Raw genomic sequence first — 15,767 nt, forward strand, 5'->3', positions numbered from 1 at the left:
GGCGTAGTATTGCGCCAGAGGAGAACAGCCATGCGACATTGGCTTGGAATTTCGATGCTGGCGCTCTGCGCTGCGCCTTTGATGGCCTTTGTCGGAGGGCAGGAGGTCAATCCGCCTGCAGAGGCACCGCTGATCCCTGAATTGTCAGTTATCCAGCAGTTCGAAATCGACCGATCCGACCGTATGACCGTGCCGGTGCGCATCAACAACAGTGAGCCGTTGGATTTCATTGTCGATACAGGGGCCGAACGTACGGTCATATCCGGTGATCTCGCAAAGCGGCTTGCGCTGGAAGCCGGTCCGGAACTGAGGTTGGCGACTATTTCTGGCCCGACCGTTGCCCCTTCCTTTTACATCGAGGAATTGTCGCTCAAATCGCACACCGTTGAGGGTATCGAAGCCCCCGCGCTCGAACGCGGCAATCTTGGTGGCAATGGCCTATTGGGCATCGATAGCCTGGAAGACAGCAAGGTCTTCCTCGATTTCCGCACCCAGCATCTTGAAGTCCTGCCTTCGGCCATCGGCAAGCGCCCCGGTAAGCTCGAACAGGGCATGATCGTTGTCAGCGCCAAGAAACGCGCTGGCCGGATGATATTGTCGAGCGCAGAGATTGACGGTTTCAAAGTGGACATCGTACTCGACACCGGTGCGCAAGCCAGCATGGGCAATTTCGCGTTGCGCGATCGGTTGCGCAGACGGCATTTACGCTTCGAATATGTCCCGGTGACCATGAAAAGCGTCACGGGCAAGGAGCTGCCGGGCGATTTCAGCCAGATAAAGGAAATAAAGATTGGCAGTTTCAATGTCGCCAATCTGCCGGTCACCTTTGCCGATAACTATGCGTTCCATGCGCTCAATCTGAACGACCGACCCGCCATTCTGTTTGGCATGGATGCGCTGAAACTGTTTGACCGCGTGGTCATCGATTTTGGTAACCGGCGTGTCGCCTTTGATCTGCCAAGAGGTGCGCGCAACGAACCTTTGAGCCGGCTCGCGCTCGCCAGTCGCTAGGCCGACGTGCCTTTGCGTAGCTCAAGGCCGTGGCCGATCAGTTCGCGTTCGTCAAAGACGTAGCAGTTGCCTTGCCAGCGGCTCTCCGCGGGCGGCACTTCTTCGAGATACTTCAAAATGCCGCCTTTGAGATGGTAGACCTCGTCAAAGCCCTGCGCGCGGACATAGGCGGTTGCCTTTTCGCAGCGTATGCCACCGGTGCAGAACATCGCGAATTTCGGCGACTTGCCTTCAGCGCGCAGTTTATCTGCTTCAGCATCGAACCATGCCGGGAACTGGCGGAATGAAACGGTTTCCGGATTGATCGCGCGTACAAAGGTTCCGGCCTGAACCTCGAAATTATTGCGGGTATCGATGACGATGGTCTCAGGGTCGGAAATCAGTGCATTCCAGTCTGCCGGTTCGACATAGTGGCCTACGTCGGAGCGCGGATCGATTCCCTCGACCCCCATGGTCACAATCTCGCGCTTCAGCCGCACCTTCAACTTCCCGAACGGCATCGCATCCGCATGCGAATATTTGACCTCCATCGCGGCAAAGCCATCCCAGCTGCGGATATAGGCAACGACTTCCTCAAGCGCTGCGCGTGTACCCGCAATCGTGCCGTTGACGCCTTCTGTTGCGAGCAGCAGCGTGCCCTTGATCCCCCTTCGCTCGCAAAAGGCAAACAGCGGATCGCGGATCGTGCGCGGATCGGATATCGGCGCGAAATAGTAGAGGGCAACGACAGAAAGCATGATGGCGGCGCGCATAAAGCAAAAGCCTCCGCTTGTCAGCCCGTCGCGCATTGCTCATAGCGACCGCTGTGACGGCACATATTTTTTTTGGCGGACACGACTTTGAAGCGGCGGGTGAGGCGGCGCTCTATTGGCCTGCGCGCCGCGCCTTGCTCGTTGCCGACCTGCACCTCGAAAAGGCTTCGAGCTATGCCAAGGGTGGGCAGTTCCTGCCGCCTTATGACAGCCGCGCCACCCTAGAAGAACTGGCCGGGCTGGCGCGCAAATATGCAGTTGAGGCGATCTATTGCCTCGGCGACAACTTCCACGACGATGGCGGAGAGGCACGGCTGGAGGATGAAGCCGCACGACTGTTGCGGCAACTGACTGTCAGTTGCGACTGGCGCTGGATTGTCGGCAATCACGATCCGGGCCTCGCCGCAAATTGGGGCGGCGTAGTCCACGAAGAACTATGCTTCGATGGCGTCATACTGCGGCACGAAGCCGAACCGCACGACCGGCGGCCCGAAATTTCGGGCCATTTCCATCCCAAATTCCGGCAGGAAATCCGGGGACGGTTGGTATCGAGGCGCTGTTTTGTGCGGAGCGCGAGCAAGCTCATTCTGCCTGCTTTCGGTGCGCTTACCGGGGGGCTGGACGCTGACGATTCGGTGATCAGCGAGGCTTGCGGGGGATATGCGACTCAGGCGCTGGTGCCAGCGGCTGGGCGGGCGCTCTGCTTTCCACTGTCAGCCAGCCGGGCGCGGGCCGAATAAGGCGGTGCCGACGCGGATATGCGTCGCGCCCAATTGGATCGCAGTCGGAAAATCGTCGGACATGCCCATGCTGAGCTGCGACAGGCCGTGGCGTGCTGCGAGTTCAGCCAAAAGCGCGAAATAGGGGGCGGCCTCGACATCGGCTGGCGGTATGCACATCAGTCCGACCACCGCGATATGTGCAGCCTTTGCTGCCTCGAGCAGTTCAGGCAGTTCGGCAATCGCGCAGCCGCCCTTCTGCTCTTCTTCGCCGATATTGACCTGGATGAAGCAGGGAACCTGCTTTCCAGCCTTGGTCATCGCTCTCGACAGCGCCGACAATAGCGACATGCGATCGAGCGAATGGATGCAGTCGAACAGTTCAACAGCCTCTTCAGCCTTGTTCGATTGCAACTGACCGATCAGGTGCAGTTGAATGTCGGGATATGTGCTGCGCAAATCAGGCCATTTGCTTGCGGCTTCCTGTACCCGATTTTCGCCGAACATCCGGTGACCCGCGTTGAGAAGCGGACGGATTTCGTCCGCATCGCGTGTCTTCGAAACCGCAATCAGCGCAACGTCATCGGTGGAGCGTTTTGCAATCTTGCAGGCCTTGGCCATTTCGGCGTGAATGTCGGTAAGGCGGCGGGCGGGGGTTTCGGGAGTCGCATCGGGCATGGCCGCGCGCTATAGCGGTTGCCATGCCCGCCCGCCAGCCATTGCGAAAGCCTGTTCCGCGCATCTGGCTGATGACCGATCCACGGCTGGATGACCAGTTGCTGGCTGCCATTCGACGGCTGCCTGCCGGTTCAGGTGTGGTCTTTCGGCATTATGCGCTGGAACCAGGGCAACGCAGGCAGCTATTCGCGCGCATCCGCCATATTTGCGTGCAGCGTGGGCATATCTTGATGCTGGCCGGTGATGCCAGAACCGCAAGGGCATGGGGCGCAGATGGCGTGCATCGTCGAGGCGTATCAGCCAAGCCGTTGCTGCTAAGTGCACCGGTTCATAACCCTCGCGAAATCGAACAAGCAAAAAGGCACGGGGCGGACATCATGTTTCTCTCCCCACTGCGGAAAACCCGCTCACATCGCGGCGAGCGCGCATTAGGAGCCTTGGCGTTTTACAGGCTCGCAGTCCTATGCCAGCCCGCGCTGGTCGTGGCACTGGGAGGAATGAATCGGGCAGAGGCCGCCAAATGGCCGCGCAACATCGTCCATGGCTGGGCCGCCATTGACGCGTTCCGGCGTTAAACGAGAATATTAGAAGCGGATTTTCGTGCCGACATAGACAGCTTCGCTGTCCGGACCGCTATCAGCGGCGGGTGCAACGCGGTCACGCTCGCTCGCGTAACGAACGCCTGCTGTCACATCGACGCGACGCGAGATGGAGAAGCTGCCGCCGACATTGAAGGCGTAATCGCCAGCGGCTGCTGTGCCACGCGGGTTTGGCGCAGAATTGCCAACCTTGCCAACGCTGACATCGGTGTTGAAGCGGCTGGGCTTCTTCTTGCCTGCATCGTCGAGTCGGAAATCCCCCTTGCCAACCATGCCGGACAGGCGGGGCTGTTCGATCTGCACTGCGTTGGCAGGCAGTTTGAAGCCCTGCCAGCCACGTGATGCGGTCAGTTGATAGCTGGAATTGTTCACGCGCACCGTTGAACCGGCGCCCGCTTCAAACTTCGCAATTGCCGAACGAATCGAAACAGCATCGGACGAACCCGACAGGTCAGCCCGCGCAGCGACAGTCATTGTCTTGCTGGCGCGATCGCCCAAACCGGCAGGTGTAAAGCGGAACGCGTTGCCCTGAACGGCGTTGCGCTCTGCCTTGATGGCGAGCTTACTGTCGACGCCTGCCGGCGTGAAGCGTTCCATCCAGCTTTTGGTCGAAGGACCATAATCGTAGAATTGCGCCGCAAAAGCAGGAACGATCACCGGAGAAAGCAACAGCGAACCAGCAGCAAAAGCAAATGCCGCTTTGCGCCACTTTCGGCCTACAGATCCTTCACCCCACTGCATGATCGTTATTCTTACGACTCCATCTGTGGATAAACATAGGCGGAAAGTCTGCGCACACAAAGATTTTTAACGCTCCCATGCTGCTTTTTTCCATATTGTTGCAAAGACTCAACAATCAGTTGCAAAAGACATTCGATTTCACCGCTTTTCTGCGGCTTTCCACATGCTGTTTGCGGTTCAGTTTCGCGAAAGCTTGCTCAGGCCAACAAAGGTGAATAGAGACGTCGGCACAAATAGCGAAATCGCGAGGAATCAATATGCGTTTTAACCAGTTCGTCCTGGTCACGGCTTCGGTTTTGGCACTGGCCGCATGCGGCGGCAAGGAGAGGCCAAAGACCGATCTGGCAGCAAGCCAGGTCACGACCATTGGCGTCAACAGCTATTTGTGGCGTGCTTCGCTCGATGCGCTTTCGTTCATGCCTTTGCTGCAAACCGATTCTGCAGGCGGCGTCATCGTGACCGACTGGTATGTGAACCCGAACAGCCCCGGCGAACGCATGAAGCTGACGGTATCGATTCTCGATCAGGATTTGCGCGCGGATGCCCTGCGCGTGGCTGCTTCGCGGGAAGTAAACCAGAATGGTCAATGGGTTGCCGCGCCTACTCGCGCAGCGACGGTCCAGAAGCTTGAAGGCATCATCCTTACCAAGGCGCGCGACCTTCGCCGGAGCGCAATCGCCGACTGATTGTAAAATTCCCGCGTCTTCGCGTTGAAGGCGCGAAGACCAACAGGGAAGACCATGGCGTCACGATTTAACCCGTTCAAGGCGGACGGGCATTGGCAGAAAATCTGGGAAGAGCAGGGGGTGTTCAACGCGCCCCCGGCCACCGATCCGCGCCCCAAAAGCTATATCCTTGAGATGTTTCCCTATCCATCGGGGCGCATCCATATGGGGCATGTGCGTAACTACACCATGGGTGACGTGCTGGCGCGCTACAAAGCGATGACCGGCCATGCCGTGCTGCACCCGATGGGCTGGGATAGCTTTGGCATGCCCGCCGAAAATGCCGCGATGGAAAAAAAGGTCCACCCGGGCGCATGGACGCGGCAAAACATCGAGGCGATGAAGAAGCAGTTGAAGCGCCTCGGCCTCGCGATTGACTGGAGCCGCGAACTTTCAACCTGTGAACCCGAATATTACGGCCATGAACAGGCGCTGTTTCTCGACTTTTACAAGGCGGGCCTAGTCTATCGCAAGGAAAGCGAGGTCAACTGGGACCCGGTAGACATGACCGTGCTGGCGAATGAACAGGTGATCGACGGGCGCGGCTGGCGCTCAGGCGCTCTCGTTGAACGTAAGAAATTGAACCAGTGGTTTCTGAAGATTACGGATTTTGCCGAAGAGCTTCTCGAAGGCTTGGATGGGCTTGAGCATTGGCCGGAGAAGGTCAAGCTGATGCAGGAAAACTGGATCGGTAAGTCGCAGGGGTTGAAGCTGACCTTCAACCTGACCGGCACGCATGATGGCATCGACGTGTTCACCACGCGCCCGGATACGCTTTATGGCGCGAGCTTTGTCGCCATCGCGGCGGATCATCCGCTGGCGCAGTCGTTGGCGGAGAACGCTCCGGCGCTGCAGGATTTTATAGCCGAATGCAAACGTGGCGGGACGACCGCAGCCGAACTCGAAACGGCCGAGAAAATGGGCTTCAATACCAATTTGACGGTCGAGCATCCGCTCGACCCCAGCTGGCATTTACCCGTCTATGTCGCCAATTTCGTGTTAATGGACTATGGTACCGGCGCAGTTTTCGGTTGCCCGGCGCACGACCAGCGCGATCTCGATTTCGCCCGCAAATACCGCCTGCCAGTTCGCCGCGTAGTCGCAGAGGGCGATCTGACCGACAGCGATTTTGAAGGTGATGTGGCTTACACAGGCCCCGGCCAAATCGTGAATTCGGACTGGATGGACGGCATGAGCGTCGATGACGCCAAAGCCGCTGTCACCGCTAAGGCCGAGCAGGAAGGCTGGGGCGAGGGGCAGACGCAATATCGCTTGCGCGACTGGGGTGTCAGTCGCCAGCGTTATTGGGGTACACCCATCCCGATCATCCACTGCGAATTTTGCGGAGTGCTGCCGGTCCCGCGCAGCCAGTTGCCGGTGCAACTGCCTGAAGATGTCAGCTTTGACATTCCCGGCAATCCGCTCGACCGCCACCCGACTTGGAAACATGTGAAATGCCCCAATTGTCAGGAGCCGGCGGTTCGCGAGACCGACACGCTCGATACCTTTGCCGATTCCAGCTGGTATTTCATCCGCTTCGCTTCGCAGCCGGACGACAAGCCCTTCGACAAGCAAGAGGCTGAGGCCTGGCTGCCGGTGGGGCAATATATTGGCGGCATCGAACATGCGATCCTGCATTTGCTTTATGCCCGTTTCTGGACGCGGGCCTTGCAAAAGGTCGGCAAGCTGGACTTTGCCGAACCTTTCGCTGCGCTGTTCACGCAAGGAATGGTGACGCACGAGACTTACAAGTCGGCTGCAGGCACTTGGCTCAGCCCCGAAGAAATCAAGTTTGAAGGCGAAAAGGCATTTACCCTTGATGGTGCCCCGGTTGAGCGTGGTCGCATCGAGAAGATGTCAAAATCAAAGAAGAACGTCGTCGATCCCGATCCGATGTTCGACCAATATGGTGCCGACGCCGTGCGCTGGTTCATGTTGTCTGACAGCCCGCCCGAACGCGACCTCGAATGGTCCGAAAGCGGGATTGAGGGCACATGGCGCTTCGTGAATCGCGTGTGGCGGTTGGTCGATGGGCTGGAAGCACCTGACGGTAAAGACAAGGCGCTCGACAAGAGCCTGCACCGCGCGATTGCCGGTATCGCCGCCGATATCGAGGCGCTGCATTTTAACAAGGCAGTTGCCAAGGTTCATGGGCTCGTCAACGATATCGAAAAGGCTGGACCCTCGGCGTCACGCACTACAGCAATCCGCACATTGCCCCTGCTCGTTGCACCAATGTTGCCCCATTTGGCCGAAGAGGCCTGGGTCGCTTTGGGAAATGACGGCCTGATCGCAGGCCAGCCCTGGCCCGAGCATGATCCGGCATTGCTGGTCGATGACGAGGTGACTATCGCGGTGCAGGTGATGGGGAAGCTGCGCGACACGCTGACCGTGGCCAAGGGTTCGTCCAAAGACGGTCTGGAGGCGCTTGCACTGGCGAGCGAGAAGGTGCAGCGTTCGATGGATGGGGCGAGCCCCAAGAAAATCATCGTCGTACCCGACCGGTTGGTGAATATCGTTATATGATGCGACTGCTGCCTCTGTTCTTCGCTTCACTGCTGCTTTCGGCGTGCGGGCTGAAGCCGCTGTATAGCGGTGGTTCGCAGGGGCAGGTTTCGGCGTTGCTCGGCTCGGTCACAGTCGATCCCATCGAAGGCAAAAATGGCTGGCTGATGCGCAATGCATTGAACGACCGGCTCGGTGCTGCGGCGGAAGGTAGCACGCGCTATCGTCTGGCCATCAAACTGGATGACCAGATTGAAGGCTTTGGCGTACGCGCAGACGATACGGTAACGCGCGAACGGCGCACGTTGCGCGCGCGCTATCAACTGGTTGACCTTGAAAGTGGCAAGACGGTGCTTGATGCCACTGCCGGTTCGGACGCCGGCATCGACGTGGTCAGCTCGGAATATGCAACAATTGCTGCCGAAAACACCGCGCTTGAAAATCTGACCCAAAAGGTCGCTGAACAGATTGTCACGCGTATTTCGCTTTTCGCACAGAATCGGTGATGAGCGGCAAGCGGTCCGAGCGGGATTTCATTGCCAGTATCAAGAACCGGCCCGATATCCGGTTGTTTTTCATATTTGGCCCTGATGAATCTGCGGTTTCGGCGATTGCCGCCGAAATGTCGGCGTCGCTGGGGGCCGACAATGAAGCGGTCGATTTTGACAGCGGCCGGTTGCGTGGCGATCCAGCCTTGCTGGCTGACGAAGCGGCATCGCAGTCACTTTTCGGTGGCGCGCGCCACATCAGGCTGACCTTCAATCGCGAAGAAGCCTTCGATGCGGTCGAAAACCTGCTTGCAGCCGAACATGCCGGAAATCCGGTAATCGCAACCGCAGGTGACCTTAAAAAAACCAGCCGCCTGCGCAAGCTGGTCGAGGGATCGCCGCGGGCGCTGGCACATATCTGCTATGCGCCGACGGAAGGTGAGGCCCTTGACCAGTTGCTGGCTACAGCGCAGGCGCAAGGGCTGCGTTTCGACCGTACATTGGCGGCGCAAATCGTACGTTATACCGGGCAGGACCGGCGGCTGGCGGCATTGGAGGTCGAAAAGCTGGCGCTCTATTACGACGCAGATCAGACACGCCCGGCAACGGTTGAACCGGCTGCCATCGCGTTGCTCGCTGCGGAGACTGCCGAAGAAGATGTGACGGCGCTGGTTAACCAGGTGATGGCGGGCGAGGTACGCCTGTTGGGCCGTGAAATCGTTGAATCGCGTGCGCTTGGGCTGGATGCCATTCGCATTGTTCGTGCATTGCAGCGCCGCGTCGCCTTGCTGGCGGGGTTGCGGGCCAAGGTTGATGAAGGCGGTCAGCCGGGGTCGGTGGTGCGCGGGGCGCGGGGCATTTTCTGGAAAGAACAGGACGCTTTTGTACGTCAGGTTCAGCGTTGGACCTCGGCCCGGTTGGCGGGTCTCAATGCGCATCTGCTGGATCTTGAGGCGCGGTTGATGGCCGCCGGTGGGGAGCTTGGTCCCGTCATTCTTGAGCAAGAACTGACACGGATAGCCCGGGCAGCTGCGCGAAGTCGCTAAGCCTCATTCATATTCTGCTGTTATCGGTATCCTTCCGCGGAACTGCCCCGAGACATTTCCTTTCAGTATCAAATCGCCCCCAAAAGCGAATTCAAGCCGCCCATACATATCCAAACGTGGAGCTGGAGAGAGGTTGGTGCGTAGATTGGTGATTTCGATCGACCCGCCGGTAGCGCTTGTCAGTCGGATCGTTGACGGCATCTCCAGCCGGATAGCCCGTCCGGGTTCGCCCATTATCACGGCACTTCCAGCGAATGGGGGACCTCCGAGGTCGACAATTTCCCCGCTGACGGTTCGGGCACCGCTATTGGGGTCGATGGCTATGCTTCCGCCGCTGTCACCCGTTGACGTGGCCCGGCTGAAATCCAGCGAACTGCGAATTTCTATGTTGAGAGGGCGTGCCTTGTCATCGCTTTCGCGCCCGAATGTCTCAGTCGGTTGCGCCTGCGCGACCGCGACGGGCCAAAGCGCTATCCAGCCTCCCAAGAGAAAAAGTCGCGAAAGATTACGATACATTTGCTGCCGTCATCGACGAGTGTGGTTAATTTCAGGTGAAATTTACATATTCTGACAGGCTTGACCTTGCCGTTGCCAGGGCACACATTCCGAATATGGAAAAGCTAGAACTCAGCGAAGCGGAATGGCGCGAACGCCTTTCCCCTGTACAATATCATGTTTTGCGCGAAGCCGGCACCGAACGGGCCTTTAGCGGCTCGCTCAACCTCGAGAAGCGCGAGGGTGAATTTCACTGTGGGGGGTGCGGGACGCTGCTGTTCCGATCGACCGACAAATATGACAGCGGCTCGGGTTGGCCCAGCTTTACGGAACCGGCAAGCCCCGATGTCATTGCCGAATATCGCGATACCTCGCACGGCATGATCCGCATCGAGGTGCGTTGCGCCAAATGCGACGGGCACCTGGGGCATGTCTTCCCAGATGGCCCGGGCGAAAATGGCCTGCGCTATTGTATCAACAGCGTCTCACTCGATTTCCAACCGGACTAACTCCTTAATCCTGCTTGTCGGATTCCCGGTCAGGCAGTAACAGGTCGGGCAATGGCAAAAGCTGGACATTCGGCAGCGGAAGGGTCGCGGTTCAAACGTTGGACCGTCAACACGCTCAAAATCGTTACCGTCGCCGCCCTTTTGGGCCTGATGGTTGTGGGAATTTTTGTCGCGATCGCGCGCGGGGAAATCGACAGTTTCGAAGATCTGAAGTCATCGCCCAATGGGCAGATGATACGCGTTCGCGCGGCTGACGGGACCGTTATACAGTCGCTTGGCCCCAGCTTTGGCCGCTGGATACCGTTTGACGAGCTACCACGCGAAATGAAGGATGCCATGATCGCGGTTGAAGACAGGCGATTCTACGCGCATCCCGGCGTGGATCCGATTGGCATTACCCGCTCCTTCTGGGTGCGGGCGCAGCGTGGTTATTGGGCACAGGGCGGTTCGACAATCACCCAGCAGCTGGCGCGTAACGTTTACCTCAACAACAACCGCGATTTCGGTCGGAAACTGCGCGAAATCATCCTTGCGATGGCGATCGAGACCAAGTTCAGCAAGGAGCAGATCCTCGAACTTTACCTCAACAAGGTCTATTTCGGCGGCGGGGCTTACGGCGTTGATGCCGCCAGCCGCAAGTTCTTCGATCATGGTGCCGAAGACATTTCGCTCGCTGAGGCGACCATCATTGCAGGGCTGGTGAAGGCACCGTCGCGTTATTCGCCAACTGCGGACGCCAAGGCTGCCATCGGTCGCGCCGGTGTCGTGCTGGAAGTGATGCAGGATGCGGGCATGATAACGGCGGAGCAGGCCGCCGCCGTCAAACCCGCAAAGGTGCAATTGGCGCCCGAGCCAAAACAGGACAGTGTGCGTTACTTCACCGACTGGGCCTTGCCGCAACTCGATAATCTGATCGACGAGACGGAAAAGCCCATCGACGTCTGGACAACCCTCGACCTTGGCATGCAGCGCACGGCAACCAATGCCATTCGGGCAGGTGTACCACGCGGGGCGCAAGGAGCGTTGGTCTCTATCGACCGCGATGGTGCGGTGCGCGCGATGGTCGGCGGCACCGACTATGCCACCAGCAACTACAACCGCGCCGTTACAGCGGTGCGGCAACCGGGGTCTTCGTGGAAGCTGTTCGTCTATTTGGCGGTGCTTGAGGCTGGTTTCCGGCCCGAAGACAAGGTTGTCGACGAACCGGTAACCATCGCTGGCTGGACCCCCAAGAACAGCGGCGGCACCTTTGCAGGCGAAATCACGCTGCGCACTGCCTTTGCCTATTCCAAAAACACCGTTGCGGCGAAGCTTGGTGAGGAAGTCGGCACCAGCAGCATCGCCAATATGGCGCGTCGCTTTGGTATCACCACGCCGATCTCGACGACCCCTGCCATGGTGCTCGGCTCGTCTGAAACCCGGGTCATTGATATGACCCGCGCCTTTGCCTCGGTCGCAGCGCGTGGCAAAAGCGTGACGCCCTATGCCATCAGCAAGGTGACTACTATCGACGGCAATGTCATCTACAAGCACAAGCCCGCACGACAGGTGCAACTGGTTGAAGATTATGTCGCCGGTGCGATGACCGATCTGATGCAAAGCGCGGTAGCCACTGGCACAGGACGCGCGGCCTCGATTGGGCGTCCAGCGGCGGGCAAGACCGGAACGACCAGCAGCAACAAGGATGGCTGGTTCCTCGGCTTTTCGTCCGGCCTGACGACCGGTGTCTGGATGGGGCGCGATGATGCCCGCCCAGTTGGCAATCTGCAGGGCGGAACTGCGCCTGCCCAGGCATGGGCTGCCTACATGCGATCTGCGGTTGCAGGACGTCCGGTCGAGAATTTCGATACCGAGGTAACCTTCCCCGAACGGCTGGAAGATGAAGAGGCTTTGCTCGGCGAGGAAGGTGAGGAAGTGCTGGTCGATGAAAATGGTATGCCGATTGAAGGCGATCAACCAGGCGATGCGGGCGGCATTCCGCAAGAAATGACCGAGCCTGAACCACTCGATGAAGCCTGGATCGACAAGGCAATGGGCCGTAGCGGAGAGCAGGGCGGACAACCTGACGACGGCGCACCTCCGTCCCGCGCATCGGGACCGAAGACGGTGACGGCGCCACCACCTCGTCCCTGATTTCGGGGCTTAGAGCGCTTTATACTTTACATTTTTTGACCTGCCTCCATTATTCCCTGACAAGCATTTTCCCGCGCAGGAATATGCAATCAGCTCAGGGGTCGGATTGTGTCGATTGAACATTTCGACAGCAGGTCAGATCAATCCCGTGTTGACACTATGTCGACAGCGTCGGGCTATGTAACGCCGTCGCAGATCGAAGTGGCCCAGTTCGTGCCACCGCCGGAGCTCGCTCCCTTCGTCACCCAATTCTATCATTTCCGATGTAATCAGCGGCGTGTCCGCGATGCGCAACCGGCTGCATTGGGACACATCGTCTTTTATCTGCAGGGCAAAGGGACTTTGCGGTTCGACGACGGGCAGACCTATTGGAACGACCCGGTTTCCTTGTTTGGCCCGGGCATGGCGCATGCTGAATTTGATATAGAGGGCCCGTTCGAGGATTTCGGGCTGGCGATGTCGCCGCTGGGCTTTGTCGCGCTGACGGGCAAACCCGCACATAGCTTTGCTGACCGGATGGTGGGTGCTGATGAACTGTTCGGCGATGGCATCACGCAGATGGCGTTCCGTTTTCGCGTAGCCCGAAAGGCCGGATCGATCAGCGTGCGCGAGATGGTCGAGCAGACCACGGCTTTCCTGCTGCCCTTCATCCGCAAAGTGCCCGCTGACCATATCGAGCTGATCCAGACGGTTAGCCAATGGATTTCGAGCGAATTTGATCCGGACGTCGAAGCCGTCTTTGCCAAGATTGACAGATCGCGCAGCACTGCGACGCGGTTAATCCGTCACTATTTCGGTGCGTCGCCCAAGCAGTTGATGCGTAAATATCGTGCCCTGAGGGCGGCGACCGTGCTGGTGGACCCCGATGCCACGCCCGAAATGCGCGCGCGGGTCGAATCGCTCTTCTACGATCAGCCGCACATGATCCGCGAAATCCGGCACTTCACGGGCCGCACACCGGGCGCGCTCGACAGCGACGACACCCGAATCCTGCGCGTATGGCTGTCGAAGGACAATTTTCGTCAGCTGGAAGCCTATCCGGGTTGATTTTCCCTGCCGAGCGGCGCATATAAATCAGAGTAATCTAATCCGATTATGTGGGAAACAGGCTGGAGCGCGTCAATGCGGCTTTCGAACATGGCCGACTACGCTGTCGTTGTTATGGGTGCCGCCGCGCGCCATTGCGGGGGTGCGCGCACGTCTGCGACCGCGCTTTCGGATGAAACCGGCATTGCCCTACCGACGGTCCAGAAATTGGTGAGCATATTGACCAAGGGCGGGCTGCTCCGCTCGGTGCGTGGCGCAGGCGGCGGTATCCAACTGTCGCGCCCTGCTGCCGCGATCACGCTGGCGGATATTATCGAGGCGGTCGAAGGTCCCATTGCCATGACCAACTGCACCAACGCCGGCAGCTGCAACTGCGCCATCGAGCCGGACTGCAATGTGAAACCGCATTGGGCGGTGGTGAATCAGGCGGTGCGCGGTGCGCTTGCCGATGTGAAATTGACGAGCCTGGTGCAAGCATGACCGACGAAATCGAGATTAAGGACCGCGCCGCGCGCGAGGCGGCCGACAAGGTTGCCGATTATGAGCATGGCTGGGCGTCGGACATCGAAACCGAATTTGCCGAAAAGGGTCTCAACGAGGATACCGTCCGTTTCATTTCGGCCAAGAAGAATGAGCCCGAATGGATGCTCGAATGGCGGCTGAAGGCGTTCCGCATGTGGCAGGAAATGACGCCGCCCGATTGGGCAAAGCTCAACATCCCGCCAATAGACTATCAGGACGCCTATTATTACGCCGCGCCCAAGGCCAAGCCGAAGCTTGAAAGCCTCGACGAGGTCGATCCGGAAATCCTGCGCGTTTATGAAAAGCTGGGTATTCCGATCGAGGAGCAAAAGGTGCTCGCGGGTGTCGAAGGCGCGCGCAAGGTGGCGGTCGATGCTGTTTTTGACAGCGTGTCAGTGGCGACCACCTTCCGCGCGGAGCTTGAGAAAGCAGGCGTGATTTTCCGCTCCATCTCCGAAGCGATCAAGGAATATCCGGAGTTGGTGAAAAAGTGGCTCGGCAAGGTTGTGCCGATGCACGACAATTATTTTGCCACGCTCAACTGCGCGGTCTTTTCCGACGGGACGTTTGTCTACATCCCCGAAGGCGTGCGCTGCCCGATGGAGCTTTCCACCTATTTCCGCATCAACGCGGAAAATACCGGCCAGTTTGAACGCACATTGATCGTCGCCGACAAGGGCAGTTACGTCTCCTACCTCGAAGGCTGCACCGCGCCGATGCGCGACGAGAACCAGCTCCACGCCGCCGTGGTCGAACTGGTCGCGCTCGACGATGCGGAGATTAAATATTCGACGGTGCAAAACTGGTATCCCGGCAATGCCGAGGGGCTGGGCGGCATCTATAATTTCGTCACCAAGCGCGCGCTGTGTCAGGGGCGGAACAGCAAGGTGAGCTGGACCCAGGTTGAAACGGGCAGCGCGGTGACGTGGAAATACCCGTCCTGCGTGCTCAACGGCGAAAACAGCGTCGGCGAATTTTATTCGGTCGCGGTGACCAACAATTACCAGCAGGCCGATACCGGCACCAAGATGATCCACAATGGCAAGGGCAGCCGATCGACGATCATCTCGAAAGGCATCAGCGCGGGCAAGAGCAACAACACCTATCGCGGGCTGGTGCGCGTGGCCCCCAATGCAGAGGGCGTGCGCAATTTCACACAGTGCGACAGCCTGCTTTTGGGTAGCGAGTGCGGCGCACACACCGTGCCCTATATCGAAGTCCGCAACCCCAGCGCGCAAATCGAGCATGAGGCGACCACGAGCAAGATTTCCGACGACCAGCTCTTCTACGCGATGCAGCGCGGGCTGGGGCAGGAAGAGGCCGTCGCCCTGATCGTCAACGGCTTTGCCAAGGAAGTGCTGCAGCAACTGCCGATGGAATTTGCGGTGGAGGCGCAGAAGTTGCTGGGGATTAGCCTTGAGGGGAGTGTGGGGTGATGAAAGCTGCATTAACAGTGGCATTTTGCGTAGTCTTAGGATCGTTTCAGGTTTTGAACGCGCAGGCAACACAACCCGATGTCCCGACTCTGGCCCAGGCACTTGACCGTTGTATGGCAACCTACGCCGTCAAACTAACCAAAACTGACGCAACCGATGAGGCGATATATACCGCCGCTACGGAAGGTTGTAAGCAAATAGAAACGGATTTGGTCGCTGCTGTTCGGCAGGATGTTCCGGCAAACCAAGCAGACGCTGCTCTTCAGCAGTGGTCAGCGCAAGCCAAGCCAAACTTCATGTCTCTTCTGCAGCGAATCCGGACTGATCGCGCCGCTCGTCTAGCTCAATAAAGAATTTAAAT

At 58.6% G+C, this 15,767-nt stretch carries 17 protein-coding genes; 13 read left to right on the top strand and 4 right to left on the bottom strand.

Translation table 11 applies throughout. The features are described 5' to 3' along the window. Positions 1-30 precede the first annotated feature (30 nt). Positions 31-1,011, top strand: coding sequence for an aspartyl protease family protein (locus DXH95_RS00485; RefSeq protein WP_115547531.1), 981 nt, complete (start codon positions 31-33; stop codon positions 1,009-1,011). Here DXH95_RS00485 and trhO read toward each other — a convergent pair. Next, positions 1,008-1,763, bottom strand: coding sequence for an oxygen-dependent tRNA uridine(34) hydroxylase TrhO (trhO, locus tag DXH95_RS00490; RefSeq protein ID WP_338061693.1), 756 nt, complete (start codon positions 1,761-1,763; stop codon positions 1,008-1,010). The two genes, DXH95_RS00485 and trhO, sit on opposite strands and share 4 nt — an antisense overlap. Before the next feature lie 53 nt (positions 1,764-1,816). Between trhO and pdeM the strand changes: the two genes are divergently transcribed. Further along, positions 1,817-2,503 (top strand): ligase-associated DNA damage response endonuclease PdeM, encoded by a 687-nt coding sequence (gene pdeM, locus DXH95_RS00495; RefSeq protein ID WP_239016493.1) that lies wholly within the window; start codon positions 1,817-1,819, stop codon positions 2,501-2,503. On the opposite strand, the gene DXH95_RS00500 is transcribed toward pdeM, so the two are convergent. Next, positions 2,477-3,160 carry a YggS family pyridoxal phosphate-dependent enzyme gene (locus DXH95_RS00500; protein ID WP_115547532.1) on the bottom strand — a complete coding sequence of 228 codons (684 nt, stop codon included), beginning with the start codon at positions 3,158-3,160 and terminating at the stop codon, positions 2,477-2,479. The genes pdeM and DXH95_RS00500 overlap by 27 nt on opposite strands. A gap of 23 nt (positions 3,161-3,183) precedes the next feature. Here DXH95_RS00500 and DXH95_RS00505 point away from each other — a divergent pair, with 23 nt between their 5' ends. Next, entirely contained in the window at positions 3,184-3,735 is a 552-nt protein-coding gene (locus tag DXH95_RS00505; protein WP_115547533.1) for a thiamine phosphate synthase, read from the top strand. Between the two features lie 9 nt (positions 3,736-3,744). Here the strand turns inward: DXH95_RS00505 and DXH95_RS00510 are convergent, their stop codons facing one another. Next, on the bottom strand, positions 3,745-4,500 hold the full coding sequence (locus tag DXH95_RS00510; protein ID WP_115547534.1) for a hypothetical protein: 756 nt from the start codon (positions 4,498-4,500) through the stop codon (positions 3,745-3,747). 257 nt (positions 4,501-4,757) lie between these two features. Here DXH95_RS00510 and DXH95_RS00515 point away from each other — a divergent pair, with 257 nt between their 5' ends. The 4 genes from DXH95_RS00515 to holA are packed head-to-tail and all read left to right on the top strand — an operon-like array spanning position 4,758 to position 9,264. Beyond that, on the top strand, positions 4,758-5,186 hold the full coding sequence (locus DXH95_RS00515; protein ID WP_115547535.1) for a DUF3576 domain-containing protein: 429 nt from the start codon (positions 4,758-4,760) through the stop codon (positions 5,184-5,186). A gap of 54 nt (positions 5,187-5,240) precedes the next feature. Then, on the top strand, positions 5,241-7,751 hold the full coding sequence (gene leuS / locus DXH95_RS00520) for a leucine--tRNA ligase (RefSeq protein WP_115547536.1): 2,511 nt from the start codon (positions 5,241-5,243) through the stop codon (positions 7,749-7,751). Next, positions 7,748-8,236, top strand: coding sequence for an LPS assembly lipoprotein LptE (gene lptE / locus DXH95_RS00525; RefSeq protein WP_115547537.1), 489 nt, complete (start codon positions 7,748-7,750; stop codon positions 8,234-8,236). The genes leuS and lptE overlap by 4 nt, the downstream gene beginning before the upstream one ends. Further along, complete coding sequence (gene holA / locus DXH95_RS00530) at positions 8,236-9,264, top strand: DNA polymerase III subunit delta (RefSeq protein WP_115547538.1); 1,029 nt, start codon at positions 8,236-8,238, stop codon at positions 9,262-9,264. Before lptE ends, holA begins: the two co-directional genes overlap by 1 nt. Before the next feature lie 3 nt (positions 9,265-9,267). On the opposite strand, the gene DXH95_RS00535 is transcribed toward holA, so the two are convergent. Next, the gene (locus DXH95_RS00535) at positions 9,268-9,780 is read right to left on the bottom strand and encodes a DUF4402 domain-containing protein (protein ID WP_115547539.1); all 513 of its coding nucleotides are present in this window, start codon (positions 9,778-9,780) and stop codon (positions 9,268-9,270) included. 95 nt (positions 9,781-9,875) lie between these two features. On the opposite strand from DXH95_RS00535, the gene msrB reads away from it, so the two are divergent. From msrB to DXH95_RS00565, 6 genes are all read left to right on the top strand, one after another. After that, positions 9,876-10,268 carry a peptide-methionine (R)-S-oxide reductase MsrB gene (msrB, locus tag DXH95_RS00540; RefSeq protein ID WP_115547540.1) on the top strand — a complete coding sequence of 131 codons (393 nt, stop codon included), beginning with the start codon at positions 9,876-9,878 and terminating at the stop codon, positions 10,266-10,268. A gap of 51 nt (positions 10,269-10,319) precedes the next feature. Next, a complete protein-coding gene (locus DXH95_RS00545; protein WP_115547541.1) occupies positions 10,320-12,401 on the top strand; it encodes a transglycosylase domain-containing protein in 2,082 nt (693 codons plus the stop codon). Between the two features lie 159 nt (positions 12,402-12,560). Next, on the top strand, positions 12,561-13,448 hold the full coding sequence (locus DXH95_RS00550; RefSeq protein ID WP_115547542.1) for a helix-turn-helix domain-containing protein: 888 nt from the start codon (positions 12,561-12,563) through the stop codon (positions 13,446-13,448). A gap of 75 nt (positions 13,449-13,523) precedes the next feature. Beyond that, complete coding sequence (locus DXH95_RS00555) at positions 13,524-13,928, top strand: SUF system Fe-S cluster assembly regulator (RefSeq protein ID WP_115549306.1); 405 nt, start codon at positions 13,524-13,526, stop codon at positions 13,926-13,928. Further along, a complete protein-coding gene (sufB, locus tag DXH95_RS00560; RefSeq protein ID WP_115547543.1) occupies positions 13,925-15,406 on the top strand; it encodes a Fe-S cluster assembly protein SufB in 1,482 nt (493 codons plus the stop codon). Before DXH95_RS00555 ends, sufB begins: the two co-directional genes overlap by 4 nt. Then, positions 15,403-15,756: a hypothetical protein gene (locus DXH95_RS00565; protein WP_147291654.1), complete on the top strand. Its 354-nt coding sequence runs from the start codon at positions 15,403-15,405 to the stop codon at positions 15,754-15,756. The genes sufB and DXH95_RS00565 overlap by 4 nt, the downstream gene beginning before the upstream one ends. Positions 15,757-15,767: the final 11 nt, after the last annotated feature.

Origin of the sequence: Sphingorhabdus pulchriflava (assembly GCF_003367235.1) — a bacterium.
In the GTDB taxonomy this organism is placed as follows: domain Bacteria; phylum Pseudomonadota; class Alphaproteobacteria; order Sphingomonadales; family Sphingomonadaceae; genus Sphingorhabdus_B; species Sphingorhabdus_B pulchriflava.